The 12,561-nt window shown below is 64.6% G+C and carries 12 protein-coding genes; 5 read left to right on the forward strand and 7 right to left on the reverse strand.

Going from position 1 to position 12,561, the window contains the following annotated elements; all coding sequences use genetic code 11:
• The 4 genes from murF to mtaB form a co-directional block, all read right to left on the reverse strand.
• A partial coding sequence (gene murF, locus J7J55_01855) for a UDP-N-acetylmuramoyl-tripeptide--D-alanyl-D-alanine ligase (protein ID MCD6141448.1) occupies nt 1-1,120 on the reverse strand: 1,120 nt, incomplete at its 3' end.
• The gene (locus tag J7J55_01860; protein MCD6141449.1) at nt 1,120-2,955 is read right to left on the reverse strand and encodes a hypothetical protein; all 1,836 of its coding nucleotides are present in this window, start codon (nt 2,953-2,955) and stop codon (nt 1,120-1,122) included. The genes J7J55_01860 and murF, both read right to left, overlap by 1 nt.
• Nucleotides 2,955-3,926: a PhoH family protein gene (locus tag J7J55_01865; protein MCD6141450.1), complete on the reverse strand. Its 972-nt coding sequence runs from the start codon at nt 3,924-3,926 to the stop codon at nt 2,955-2,957. The genes J7J55_01860 and J7J55_01865 overlap by 1 nt, the downstream gene beginning before the upstream one ends.
• A complete protein-coding gene (gene mtaB, locus J7J55_01870) occupies nt 3,922-5,223 on the reverse strand; it encodes a tRNA (N(6)-L-threonylcarbamoyladenosine(37)-C(2))-methylthiotransferase MtaB (GenBank protein ID MCD6141451.1) in 1,302 nt (433 codons plus the stop codon). Before mtaB ends, J7J55_01865 begins: the two co-directional genes overlap by 5 nt.
• Before the next feature lie 116 nt (nt 5,224-5,339).
• Here mtaB and J7J55_01875 point away from each other — a divergent pair, with 116 nt between their 5' ends.
• Genes J7J55_01875 through J7J55_01885 form a run of 3 tightly spaced genes read left to right on the forward strand, consistent with a single transcriptional unit; the run spans nt 5,340 to nt 7,351 of the window.
• Nucleotides 5,340-6,527, forward strand: a complete 1,188-nt coding sequence (locus J7J55_01875) for an LCP family protein (protein MCD6141452.1) — start codon at nt 5,340-5,342, stop codon at nt 6,525-6,527.
• Nucleotides 6,520-6,849 (forward strand): ribosome silencing factor, encoded by a 330-nt coding sequence (rsfS, locus tag J7J55_01880; protein MCD6141453.1) that lies wholly within the window; start codon nt 6,520-6,522, stop codon nt 6,847-6,849. Before J7J55_01875 ends, rsfS begins: the two co-directional genes overlap by 8 nt.
• A 40-nt stretch (nt 6,850-6,889) precedes the next feature.
• Nucleotides 6,890-7,351: a VTT domain-containing protein gene (locus J7J55_01885; protein MCD6141454.1), complete on the forward strand. Its 462-nt coding sequence runs from the start codon at nt 6,890-6,892 to the stop codon at nt 7,349-7,351.
• Here J7J55_01885 and radC read toward each other — a convergent pair.
• The gene (gene radC / locus J7J55_01890) at nt 7,346-8,014 is read right to left on the reverse strand and encodes a DNA repair protein RadC (protein ID MCD6141455.1); all 669 of its coding nucleotides are present in this window, start codon (nt 8,012-8,014) and stop codon (nt 7,346-7,348) included. The two genes, J7J55_01885 and radC, sit on opposite strands and share 6 nt — an antisense overlap.
• 139 nt (nt 8,015-8,153) lie before the next feature.
• Between radC and metK the strand changes: the two genes are divergently transcribed.
• Nucleotides 8,154-9,353: a methionine adenosyltransferase gene (metK, locus tag J7J55_01895; protein ID MCD6141456.1), complete on the forward strand. Its 1,200-nt coding sequence runs from the start codon at nt 8,154-8,156 to the stop codon at nt 9,351-9,353.
• On the opposite strand, the gene J7J55_01900 is transcribed toward metK, so the two are convergent.
• Both J7J55_01900 and thrS read right to left on the reverse strand, forming a co-directional pair.
• Nucleotides 9,350-10,036 (reverse strand): MgtC/SapB family protein, encoded by a 687-nt coding sequence (locus tag J7J55_01900; protein ID MCD6141457.1) that lies wholly within the window; start codon nt 10,034-10,036, stop codon nt 9,350-9,352. The two genes, metK and J7J55_01900, sit on opposite strands and share 4 nt — an antisense overlap.
• A gap of 7 nt (nt 10,037-10,043) precedes the next feature.
• Nucleotides 10,044-11,963, reverse strand: a complete 1,920-nt coding sequence (gene thrS, locus J7J55_01905) for a threonine--tRNA ligase (protein ID MCD6141458.1) — start codon at nt 11,961-11,963, stop codon at nt 10,044-10,046.
• Between the two features lie 127 nt (nt 11,964-12,090).
• Here thrS and J7J55_01910 point away from each other — a divergent pair.
• A partial coding sequence (locus J7J55_01910) for a nucleotidyltransferase domain-containing protein (GenBank protein MCD6141459.1) occupies nt 12,091-12,561 on the forward strand: 471 nt, incomplete at its 3' end.

A 12,561-nucleotide genomic window follows, 5' to 3' on the forward strand; every position in this document is an offset into this window, starting at 1 on the left:
CCTCCACCACCTCCCGGTGATAGTCAGCCTCCCGGGGGCCGAGCTCCAACATGTCCCCCAGCAGCGCCATCCGCCTCTCCACCGGCAGGTTCAGGCCGGACAGGACCTTCAGCGCCGCTTGCACCGACAGTGGATTGGCATTGTAGCAATCGTCCAGGATCCAGCCGAACGGGGCGGAAACGAGGTTGAGGCGGTGGGGAGGCGGGGTGAACGTGCGAATTCGGTCTTCGATCGTCGCTTCACTGATTCCGAGCTGAAGCGCGCAGGCGACAGCGGTGAGGATGTTCCCCACGTTGTGTTCTCCAAGGAGTCGCGTCTCAAGCCGGAGCCGATCGGTCTCGAGCAGAAGACCGGGAAAAGCCGACGCGACCCTTCCCTGAATATCGCCTTCGGTTGTCCCCACCGTGATGATGCGGCCTTCCCATGCACTCGCCCGTTGCGCGAGCGGCGCGGAGTCGAGGTTGACGATCGCTATCCCATCCTCCGGCAGCGCCGCGATCAGCGACCACTTCTCCCGTGCCACCGCCTCCACGCTCCCGAATCCGGCAAGGTGTCCCTGCCCGACCATGGTGACGATCGCTATATCCGGCTGCAACAGGCGGGCGAGGGGGAGGATCTCCCCGGGAGCGCTTGCCCCGAGCTCGAAGATCCCGAATTTTGCGCTTTTTGGCATTGACAGGAGCGCGATCGGGATCCCGATTGCGGTGTTGTACGAGTGCGGAGCGACGAAGACCTCATGCTCTCCCGCGAGGAGGTGGCCGAGGAGTGCCTTCGTCGTGGTCTTGCCGCACGTCCCGGTGATCCCGACGATCGTTCCGGTGATTTCCTCCCGCCAGGCCGCGGCGAGGCGCTGCAGTGCCGTTAACGCATCATCAACGACGATCAGGTTGTAAGCATTGTTCGGGATCGCGTTCAGGCGCGAGACGATCGCTCCAGATGCTCCACGGGTAAACGCCTCTTCCAGAAACGCATGGCCGTCTGTGCGCGCCCCCTTGAGGGCAACGAACAGGTCGCCCGGCTCCACCAGGCGTGAGTCGTGGATCACCCGCGCCGGACGCGCCTTTCTCTCCCGCAGGAGCCTCCCTCCGAGGATGCGGGCGCACTCGGCCGGGGTGAACATCACTTCCCCTTTCCCGGGACCTCCGTGGTCTCTTCTTCCTCGCTTCGCTCCTCCGCCGGGTAGAGGTAGGCCTGCACCTCGCGGGAGTCGTAGAGGAAGTAGCCGGTGAAATTTTGTCTTACTTTATCGATCCCCTGGAGTGCGTCGAGGTACGGGGAATAGGGATCAGGGGCGAACAGCTCGACGGTGAGGGTGTCATAGCTCGGCAGGTCCTCGACCGCGTCGATCAGCTCCTCCAGGCTGTGGAACTCGCGCGGATTCTCCCCGGACTCCAGTTCGCGCGGACCGCCGTAGGCGCGGACCGTGATGTAGTCAACGGAGTAGGCATCGAGATCTTCCGGGATCTCGATCTCTCCGTTTACGGTCTTGGTTTCCCCCTGGTAGGTTTGGAGTTCGACGGTATAGTGGATCGTATCTCCGGGTGAGTAGGAGTCGGAGTCGAGCTCGAGGTGATTGATGTGGATCGCCTTCAGGCCCTTGGTCACCTGCATCGAGGCAGCGATGCGTGTGATCTGCGGGTCCTGAAAGTCGTTGTAGTTCAGGAAATCGACGATGTTGGCGAGCTGCCACGGCGGGTAGATTGCCACGTCCTGGGTGCTCAGGAAGAGGTCGTGCCGCTCGAGCGGCTTCGGCATCCCGTCTCCCAGGATCTGGTAATTCACCTCGACCGTCCCCTGGCCGACCCGATCCAACGACGAGTCGATCGCCTCGAGCCCGCTCGCCAGGATCAGGTACCACATGATCCGCGGCTCGTCGACGAGGTCGATCCGGAATGAGCTCGTAGTGTTCTCGTCCGTGTCGTGCACCCCGAGGGAGAGATCGACGAGGTGTGCGGACCGGCCGAGCCGCCCGCCGATTGCGGTCATCCGGTCGGCGGTGACCGCCCCCGCCGTCTCGCCGAGGGTTCCGATCTTGAACGAGGCGTCGTATGCCTTGATCGTATCGTAGATGTGGACGGTGGTGAGCGGGAAATCGGATGCGCCGTTTGAAAGGAACGGATGGCCGAACCCGATCAGGGCGTCCCCGTCGCGGTAGGTGATGGTGCCGAGGGCTCCGATCGTCACGTCCCCGCTCGCGAGAGCCACCCCGATCCCTCCACCCGGGGAAAGCGGGCTCGTCCCTTGTCCTGGAGCGGTCGTCCCGCCGGAGAACGGGTTGAGCCGCAGGTTGTACGCGGAAAGGCCGCGGCGATCGCGGTCGAGGTTCTCGGGGAGGAACGAATCGATCAGTCCCTCCGGCTCAGACCCCGGCCCGTCCATCAGCGCGGACAGGGCACGACCGGAGAGGCCACTCACCAGAAGCGGGGTGGCGACGGGCCAGGCGAAGATCGTGTCCGGAGCGGCGGCGACGGCAGTCGGGGCCGGCGGGCCGGCATGCTCCACCACCCGCACCCCGGGAAGGACGGCGCTCGGGGCCGGGGAGCTGACCTCGTCGAGGACCGGGAGCATCGTCTCGATCGGGGTGACGAGCCCGATCGGGGTGAGTGCCTTCGACCACTCCGCCGCCCGGCTCAGGGCCCCGATCAGCCTCCCGTCGATGTAGATCGGACTCCCGCTCATCCCCTGCGCGATCCCTCCGGCGCGGCCGATCGCCTCGCCGCTCACCCGCACCACGATGAAGTCGTTCTTAGTGCCCGGTTCGTCGATCACCCCGAGGACATCGACGTTGAACTCGCTGATCACATCGTTCGCCACCACCGTCTTCCCGATCCCGGTCATCCCGGGCCTTATCTCGTTCAGGAACATGAACTCCGATCGATCGTACCCGAACGCGGCCGCTCCGAGTATGAGGATCCCGAGCCCGAGCACCAGCCCCACCATCCTTCCGTTCATCATCACCGCTCCTCCGCCGGGGCGTCGATCGCCCGGCGCTTCCCTTGTGCCGCCCGCTCGTACGCCTCGATGATCCGGGCGACGAGCGGATGCCGGACGACATCGGATTTATCGAGATAGACGAACGAGATCCCTTCGATCCCCTGAAGGATCTTCTGCACCGCCATCAGGCCCGATTTCTCCTCGGCGAGGTCGACCTGGGTCACATCCCCGGTGATCACCGCCTTGGAGTTGAACCCAAGCCGGGTGAGGAACATCTTCATCTGGATCGAGGTCGTGTTCTGCGCCTCGTCGAGGATGACGAAGCTGTTGTTCAACGTGCGGCCGCGCATGAACGCGAGCGGCGCCATCTCGATCCGGCCGTGTTCGGTCAATTTCTCGAACTCCCGCGCCGGGATCATGTCGAAGATCGCGTCGTACAGCGGCCGCAGGTACGGGCTCACCTTCGCCTCGATGTCGCCGGGGAGGAACCCAAGCTCCTCTCCGGCCTCCACCGCGGGACGGGTGAGGATGATCCGCTTCACCCGCTCCGTCTTCAGGTAGTCGATCGCCATCGCCACCGCGAGGTACGTCTTTCCCGTCCCGGCCGGGCCGATGGCGAACACGATGTCGTTGTTGCGGATCGCCTCCACGTAGCGGTGCTGGCCGACCGTCTTCGGCCGGATCTCCTCCCCCCAGTGGGTCACCCGCACGACGTCGGACAGGACCCCATCCACGCCGTTGTGTCCCTTCACCTGGGTGATCAGGTAGCGCACCTCGGCCAGGGTGGGGACGTGGTTCGACTCGACCACGTCGAGGAGCTTCTCGAACAGCCTCCGCACATCCTCGACTTCCTCCGGGGTCCCCTCGATCCTGATCTTCCCCCCACGGGCGATGATCCGGGCGGGGAACGCCTTCTCGATCTCCTTCAGGTTGCGGTTGAATTGACCCAGAAGCGCCGTGGATTCGGCGTTGTCGCGCAGGGTGATCTCAATGTGTGTCTCCGCGATCTTCGCTCACCCCTTCGAGGTGACCGGCCACGACGGAGGTGATCCTGACGGGGACCTCCTCTCCCACCTCCGCGTCTCCGGTCACGTATGTATCGATGTACCCGCGCGTGTAGCCGCGCCAGGCACCATCCTTCCTTTCCTCTATCAGCACGAGCTCTTCCTTCCCCACGAACCGCTCGAGGACCCGGGCCTGGACCGTGCGCTGGAGCCGTCCCACCGCCTCCGCCCGGGCGCGCTTCACCGGCTCGGGAACCCGGCCCGGGAGGGCGGCCGCCGGGGTACCTCTCCGGGGAGAATACCGGAATATATGGAGGTTTGCAAACTCAATCTCCTCGATCAGGGAGCAGGTGTTTTGGAACGCCGCCTCGTCCTCCCCCGGGAACCCGACGATCACGTCCGCGCCGAACGTCGCCTCCGGAATGAACCGGCGGACCAACTCGATCCGCGAACGGTAAAGATCCACGGTGTAGCCGCGCTTCATCGCCTTGAGGACCCGGTCATCCCCGCTCTGGAGCGGGATGTGGAAGTGGGGGCAGGCGCGCGTATCCGCGGCGAACGCCTCGAGGAGGGAGGGCGTTATCCCGTACGGGTTTATCGATCCGAGCCGCAGTCGCCGCAGCCCACTGAGCGATAACACCTCCCGCACCAGCCGCCCGAGGTCCCCGTCGGGAGCGGCATACTGGGCGAGGTTGATCCCGGTGAGGACGATCTCCGGGTAGCCGGCCGCGACCAGTCCCTCTGCCTCGGCGACCGCTGCCGCGACCGGCTTGCTCCGGGACGGACCCCGCACCTGGGTCGTGCGGCAGAACGCGCAGGCGAGGTCGCAGCCGTCCTGCACCTTGAGGAATGCCCGCACCCTCCCGTCCGGGCCGGCGGATCGCTCGACCTCCAGGGGGAGCGGGGCTGCGTCAGGGATGATCCCGGTCTCCCCGGCGCGGGCACGGGCGATGACCTCCTCGATCCGCGGCTTCCAGGCGTTCCCAGCGATCAGGTCGACCCCATCGACTCGAGAGAGTCCCTGTCTCACCGCATCCCCGAGGCAGCCGATCAGGATGATCTTCGCCTCCGGGTTCTCCCGGCGCAGGCGATGGATCGCCTGGCGCGCCTTCCGGTCGGCGAGGGCGGTGACGGTGCAGCCGTTCACCACGTACACGTCGGCACGACCGTCCACGACGGTGTATCGCTCCGCGAGCCGGGCATGCATCATCCCGGTCTCGTACTGGTTCACCCGGCAGCCGAAGGTGAGGAACCTCACTCGTACAGCTTCGCTCCCTCCGTTCATCTCTCCGGCAAGCATATCCCGTTTCCCGACCTGGTCAACCCGAGCCCAGTGGTGTTGACATTTTCCTCCGGTTGTGCTAGCGTCGAGAAAACGGATCTACGATGAGGGGGGATTAGATGCGCAGGCGGATCTTGATCGCGGTTGGGGCCGTGGTGGTGGTGATCGGGATCGTGTTCGGCTGGTACTTCCTCACCCAGCGCCACCTCGGGCATCTGATCGCCCAGGGGAAGCGGACGAACATCCTCCTCCTCGGGATCGACAACGCCGGGGAGAAGAAGCGGAGCGACACGATGATGCTCGCCAGCCTCGCCCCGGACGGGAGTGTCTCTCTCCTCTCCCTCCCCCGTGACCTGCGCGTCAAGTTCGACGGCGAGTTCCACAAGTTGAACGCGAGCTACGCCCTCGGTGGCCCCGATCTCTCCCGTCGCGTCGCCGCCTCCCTCCTCGGGGTGGAGATCCCGTTCTACATAGCGCTCGATTACACCGGGTTCGAGCACCTGATCGACGCGATCGGTGGGGTGACGATCACGGTCGAAAAGGACATGCGCTACGACGACAATCGCGCTACTCCGCCGCTGCACATCGACATCAAGGCCGGGACGCAGCGGATGGACGGGAAGACGGCCCTCGACTACGTCCGGTTTCGTAACGACCCGGCGGGGGACATCGGTCGGATCGCCCGCCAGCAGAAGCTGATAAAGGCCATCCTCGCTGAACGGGTGCAGAACAAGGACCTATCCACCCTGAAGAAGCTGATCCAGACGGTCTATCCCTATCTTCGCACCGACCTGTCGCTGCTCGACCTGTACGACCTGGCGAGGCTCCTGCACGGGATAGACGAATCGCGGATCGCGATGGCGACCGTCCCTGCCACTCCGGTGACGATCGACGAAATAAGCTACCTCGAGCCCAAGGTGGTGGAGATGGAGGCGCTGGTGGCGCGGATGATCAAGGGGATCGATGTCCTCACTCCGGCCGACGTCAAGGTGGCGGTGTTCAACGGGAACGGAGTGCGGCTGATGGCGACCACCACCGCCGACTACCTGAAGGCGCGCGATTTCTCCGTCACCAAGATCGGAAACGCCGAATCGTTCGGATACGACCGCACCTACGTCGTCGTCCTCACCGACGAGAAGAAGGCCGAACTCCTCAACTCCGCCCTCCCCCAGGAGGCGGAGATCGTGACTCCGTCAGAGTTCGAGCCCCATTACTCCGCTCTTAAGGACCTCGTCCCTGACGGGACCGACCTGATCCTCGTCGCCGGAAAGGGATTCACGGTGGGAGGGACCGCGAGCAATGGATGAGCTGGACCTACTGCGCACCGCTATCTCCCTGATCGAGGAGAAGAAGGGAGAGGCCCCGGTGGCGATCGATCTGCGCGAGATCTCGATCCCGACGAGCTATTTTCTCATCACTTCCGGGGAGAACCCGGTCCACGTCAAGGCGATCGTCTCCAACCTGATGGAGAAGTTCCCGCGCAAGGCCATCAACCGCGAGGGCCTGTCCGAGCGGCGATGGGTCGTCCTCGACTACGGGGAGATCGTGATCCACGTCTTCCTCCACGAAGCGCGCGAGTTCTACGACCTCGAATCCCTGTGGGCCGACCGGATAATCGAGCTTCCCTAACCGGCTTGCCGCATCTCACAACGGACGATAGTCTCTCCCCATGCACGTGTTAGCCGGTCTGCTATTGATCTTCATCTACGAAGTCGGGGCGGCGGTGATCCTCCCCACCCCGAGCGAGATCCCGGTCTTCGGGTACAACTACATCCCGCTCGGCTGGATCTTCCTGTTCGCCGTGCTGGGAAAGACCGTGGGTTCGTACATCGTCTTCCTCGGTGGGGCAAAGGCGAAGGAGACGGCCCGGTTCGCGCGGTTTCTGGCCGATCATGAATGGGCGAAGCGGGCGTACGACTGGAGCGAGCGGTTCGTACGCCGCTACGGAATGATCGCGGTGTTCGCCCTCATGAGCATCCCTGGTTTCCCGGACACGGCGTCGATCTATCTCTTCGCGATCGTGGGGCGGAGGCCGATCGCGTTCGCGCTCGCCGCTGGCCTGGGGACGGCAGTACGGATGGTGATCGTCCTGTTCGCATTCCACGGGATAAGGCAGCTCGCCGGGTCATAGGTAACCTTCTTGCTTGAGCGAGAGATAGCCGCGTTTCGTCACGATCAGATGGTCGAGGACATTGATCCCGAGGAGCTTTCCCGCGTCGACGAGCCGCTTGGTGAGGGCGATATCCTCCGGGCTCGGGCTGGGGTTCCCGGACGGGTGGTTGTGGGCGAAGATCACCGCGGCGGCGCGATCGACGAGCGGATCGGCGAACACCTCGCGGGGATGGACCTGGTTCGAATCGAGGAGCCCCACGGTCACGACGCGGTTTTCGATCACCTCGTGCGCCCCGTTCAACGACAGGCAGACGAAGTACTCCTGGCGTTTATCCCGGATCTCGTTGACGAACGGGAGGACGTCCCTCGCCTCCTTGATCTGAATCCGCTCCTTGAGGAGATGGCGGCGGGCGAGCTCGAACGCGGCGACGATCTGCGCCGCCTTCGCCTCCCCCATCCCCTTGATCCGGAGGAGATCGCCGATGGATATTCGGTCCGGTGGGGCATCTCCGATCACCTTCTCCGTCTCCGCCGCCACTTGGAGGACGTCCCGCCCCGGGATCCCGCGGCCGATGATCACGGCGAGCAGCTCAGCGTCGGACAGGGCACCTGCCCCACGCGCGATCAGCTTCTCCCGCGGCCGATCGAGCTCGGGAATATCCTTAATCGTCGTTCGTCTCATCTCTCACCCCTCAGGGCGATTCTCTACCTATTTCTGATCCGGTTTCAAGGGTGCACGCCCCTCATCTTGTATGAGACAACTCTCCCCTTGCGCATCGGGCTGGTTGCGGCTAGGATTTTCCCGCTTTAAGGGAGGCAGAATGCGCAGGCACTTTTTAACGTCGGAATCGGTGACCGAAGGGCACCCGGATAAGATCGCCGATCGGATATCGGATGCGGTCCTCGACGCGATCCTGACCGAAGACCGGAGGGCGCACGTGGCGTGCGAGACGTTCCTCACCACCGGGCTCGTCCTCGTCGGGGGGGAGATCTCGACCGAGACATACGTCGACGTCGATCGGATCGCGCGACGAGTGATCAAGGAGGTCGGATATCACCAGGCCGACTACGGATTCAACTACCGCGATTGCGCCGTGATCTCCACGATCCACGGTCAATCCCCGGACATCGCCGCAGCGGTGGAGAAGGCCAAGGAGGCGAGGAACGGCGCGGCGAAGAACGGCTACGACGAGATCGGGGCCGGTGACCAGGGGATCATGTACGGGTACGCCTGCACCGGCACCCCGGAGCTGATGCCCCTCCCGATCACCCTCGCCCACCGGCTGACCCGCCGCCTCGCCGGAGTGCGCAAGGACGGGACCTTCCCCTACCTGCGGCCGGACGGAAAGTCGCAGGTGACGATCGAGTACGAGAACTCCCGCCCGATCCGGGCAAAGGCGGTCCTCATCGCTGCCCAACATGACCCAGACGTCGATCCAGACGAGATGCGCGCCGAGCTGATCGAGAGGGTGATCCGGCCGGTGATGGAGGACTGGATCGACGAGAGAACCGAGCTTCTCGTCAACTCCTCCGGCAGGTTCGTCGTCGGTGGGCCGGCGGCCGACACCGGGATGACCGGGAGGAAGATCATCGTCGACACCTACGGCGGGTACGGATCGCACGGGGGCGGGGCGTTCTCCGGGAAGGACCCGACCAAGGTCGACCGCTCCGGCTCGTACATGGCCCGCTACGTGGCGAAGAACATCGTCGCCGCCGGGCTCGCGCGCGAGGTTGAGGTCCAGATCGCGTATGCGATCGGCCGCGCCGCCCCGCTGGCGGTGAACATCGATACATACGAGACCGGGGAGTATCCCGATGACGTTCTCCGCGAAGCTGTTATGAAGGCATTCGACTTCCGACCGGGGGCGATCATCGACCGGCTCGATCTTCTCCGCCCGATCTACGAGCCGTTCGCATGCTACGGGCACTTCGGCCGGGTCGAGCTCGATCCCCCGTGGGAGCGGACCGACCGGATCGAGGAGCTGAAAGCGGCCCTCCCTCGCCGGGGGCTGATCGCCTAGCCGGAGAGCTCGACCCTCTCCACTCCGGGGACGGCGGCCGCCGCTTCCCCGATCTCGGACAGGTCGACCGTGCCGCGATGGCGGATCCTGATTCGGATCGTCACCAGCCCGTCCGGTTTACCCCACTCCCAGCCGACCACCTGGGCCCGCATCCCGGCGCTCCGACAGTGGTTCAGAATCCTCCTGCGCACCTCCTCCCGTTTCTCCGGGTGGACGGTGAGGGAGAGGGAATGATAGACCGCGCTCGGGATCCGCTGCTCGATCCGGTCGATCAGCCCGAGGACGGTGAGCCCAATCGCCGTCCCGCCGACCGCGAGGACGTACAGCCCTTCCCCGGCAGTGATCCCCACCCCGGCGACGTACCAGATCGAGGCCGCGGTGGTGAGGCCGCGCACCCAATCACCGACGCGCAGGATCGTACCCGCGCCGAGGAATCCGATTCCGGTGATGATCCCAGCCGCGACCCGGCCTGGGTCGACGCGGAGCGTCCCGCCCCATGCCCCGGACTGGGCGAGGATCGTGGGGACGGCCTCGAACGTGACCACGACGAGGGCCGCCCCTGCCCCGACGAGGAGATGGGTGCGCAGCCCGGCAGGACGGCCGTGAAACTCCCGTTCGAGCCCGATGACCCCGGAGAGGGCGGCGGCGATCAACACCCGCACGAGGAAGGAAAGCTCCAGCATGGTCCTCCTAAAGCAGCGCCCGCGTCCTTATCTTCTCCTGCATGAACTCGATCACCTCGGCGAGCGGCTTTGCCCCGAGGTCCTCCTCGGACCGCAGGCGGAGCGCGACCGTCCCGGCATCCCGCTCGCGCGGGCCGACGACGAGCATGTACGGGACCTTCTCGAGCTGGGCCTGGCGGATCATGTAGTTGAGGGTCCGGCTCCGGTCGGTCCAGGCGTCAGCCCTGATCCCGGCGGAGACGAGGGCATCGCGCACCTCGCGGGCGTAGTCGGCCACGGCGTCGTTCACCGGGAGGATGACCGCCTGCACCGGGGCGAGCCAGACCGGGAACGCACCGGCGTAGTGCTCGATCAGGATTCCGAAGAACCGCTCGAGCGAACCGAGGAGGGCACGATGTACCATGTACGGCCGATGGGGCTGTCCGTCCTCGCCGATGTAGGTCATGTCGAACCGCTCCGGCAGATTGAAATCGAACTGGATCGTGGACAGCTGCCAGCTTCTCCCCAAGCTGTCGTGCACGTCGATATCGATCTTCGGCCCGTAGAACGCGCCCTCACCCGGCTTCACCGAGTAGTCGACCCCACATGCCTCCACCGCTTGGCGCAGGGACTCGGTCGCCCGGTCCCAATCGGCCGGGTCGCCGACGTACTTCTCCGGCCGGGTGGAGAGATGCGCCTCGATGTCGGTGAACCCGAACGCGGCGAGCATCCGGATCGAGAATCGGAGGACATCCTCGATCTCTTCCACGATCTTATCCGGCGGGCAGATGATGTGCGCGTCGTCCTGGGTGAACCCGCGCACGCGCAGCAGTCCGTGCAGGACGCCGCTCTTCTCATAGCGATACACCGTGCCCAGCTCGGCGAACCGCAGCGGCAGATCGCGGTAGGACCGGGTTGCGCTCTTGTAGATCATGATGTGGAACGGGCAGTTCATCGGCTTGATGAAGTACTCCTGACCCTCGATATCCATCGGGGCGTACATCGCCTCGCGGTAGAAATCGAGGTGGCCGCTGCGGGCCCACAGCCCAGCCCGGCCGATGTGCGGGGTGTAGACGAGCTCGTATCCAGACTTGTAGTGCTCTTCCTTCCAGAACGTCTCGATCACATGGCGGATGCGCGCCCCTTTGGGGTGCCACAGGGCAAGGCCGGGTCCGACCTCGTCCGACATCGAGTACAAGTCGAGGGTCCGACCCAATTTCCGGTGGTCGCGCGCCTTCGCCTCCTCGACCTGTTGCAAGTAGGAATCGAGTTCCTTCTTGGTGAAGAACGCGGTTCCGTAGATCCGCTGGAGCATCGCCGCGGTCGGATCCCCGCGCCAGTAGGCGCCGGCGACCCCGGTCAGCTTGAAGTACTTCGCCTGTCCGGTCGAGCGCAGATGCGGGCCGCGGCACAGGTCGACAAACTCCCCTTGGGAAAACAGGGTGACCGTCTTGTCCTCGATCTCATCGAGAAGTTCGAGCTTCAGGTCCTCGCCGCGGCGGATGAGGAGGGAGCGAGCGTCCCCCTTGGAGACGACCTTCCGTTCGATCGGAAGGTCCGCGGCGATGATCTTGCGCATCTCGGCCTCAATCCGCTCCAGGTCCTCCGGGGTGAAGCTCTGATCGAGCTCGAAGTCGTAGTAGAACCCGTCCTTGATCGCCGGACCGATCCCGAGCTTCGCCTGCGGGAACAGCCTCTTCACCGCCTGGGCCATGATGTGCGTCGTCGTGTGGCGCAGGACCTCCAGGGCCTGCGGGGAATCGGACGTGACGAGCGTGAGGGTGCAGTCCTCGGTGAGGGTTTCACGCAGGTCGCGCAGTTTACCATCGACGTATGCGCACACCGCGTCCTTGGCGAGACGCGGGCCGATCGCCTCGGCGACCGCGAGGATCGAGATACCGGGCTCGAACTCTCGGGTCGACCCATCCGGCAAAGAGACATGGATCATGGTATGGCCTCCTTCTTGAAAGATGGTTCATCTTACCCCGAACCAGGGCCGGGGGACAAGGGAAGTTTACGTTCGCTACTCGGGTTGTTAGAATGCAAACGTCAGTGAGTCAAGGGGATGAGAGATCATGAAAACAGGTGGATCGCCCTACCCACAGTTGCAGCGCTTCTTCGCCGCAGCGAGTGAGCAGCTTCCTATTGCTCTCGCCTACCTCTTCGGCTCCCGCGCGATTGGTCGGGAAGGACCGCAAAGTGATTATGATATCGCGGTGCTCTTCGACGGAGAGGTATCCCCCGAGGATCGCTACCGGCTTGCCCATCGGTTGACCGCTCTTCTTGCCGTGGATGTCGATCTTATTGATCTCTCGCGCGCGCCGATTGAGCTCGTGTACAACGTCATCGCCTCCGGCCAGCTCCTCTACGAAAAGGATCGCGGAGCGCGAGTGGAGTTCGAAGCCCACGCTCTCAGCCGGTACTTCGACGCGCTCCCAAGGCTGCGCGCGGAGCGGCGGGCGTTGTTGGAAGAAACCAAGGAGGATTATGACATCGGAGTGGAACGGTATCGAGAGGCGCTTAGAGCGGCTGAAAGAGTGCTTGCT

Source organism: Candidatus Bipolaricaulota bacterium, assembly GCA_021159055.1.
Taxonomy (GTDB): Bacteria; Bipolaricaulota; Bipolaricaulia; order UBA7950; family UBA9294; genus S016-54.

Bases quoted from the DNA above. Each gene is read 5' to 3' on its own strand.
- J7J55_01900 (MCD6141457.1), bottom strand. From the start codon at position 10,036: ATGCTGGAGCTTTCCTTCCTCGTGCGGGTGTTGATCGCCGCCGCCCTC.
- J7J55_01875 (MCD6141452.1), top strand. From the start codon at position 5,340: ATGCGCAGGCGGATCTTGATCGCGGTTGGGGCCGTGGTGGTGGTGATC.
- metK (MCD6141456.1), top strand. From the start codon at position 8,154: ATGCGCAGGCACTTTTTAACGTCGGAATCGGTGACCGAAGGGCACCCG.
- radC (MCD6141455.1), bottom strand. From the start codon at position 8,014: ATGAGACGAACGACGATTAAGGATATTCCCGAGCTCGATCGGCCGCGG.
- J7J55_01860 (MCD6141449.1), bottom strand. From the start codon at position 2,955: ATGATGAACGGAAGGATGGTGGGGCTGGTGCTCGGGCTCGGGATCCTC.
- rsfS (MCD6141453.1), top strand. From the start codon at position 6,520: ATGGATGAGCTGGACCTACTGCGCACCGCTATCTCCCTGATCGAGGAG.
- mtaB (MCD6141451.1), bottom strand. From the start codon at position 5,223: ATGAACGGAGGGAGCGAAGCTGTACGAGTGAGGTTCCTCACCTTCGGC.
- thrS (MCD6141458.1), bottom strand. From the start codon at position 11,963: ATGATCCATGTCTCTTTGCCGGATGGGTCGACCCGAGAGTTCGAGCCC.
- J7J55_01885 (MCD6141454.1), top strand. From the start codon at position 6,890: ATGCACGTGTTAGCCGGTCTGCTATTGATCTTCATCTACGAAGTCGGG.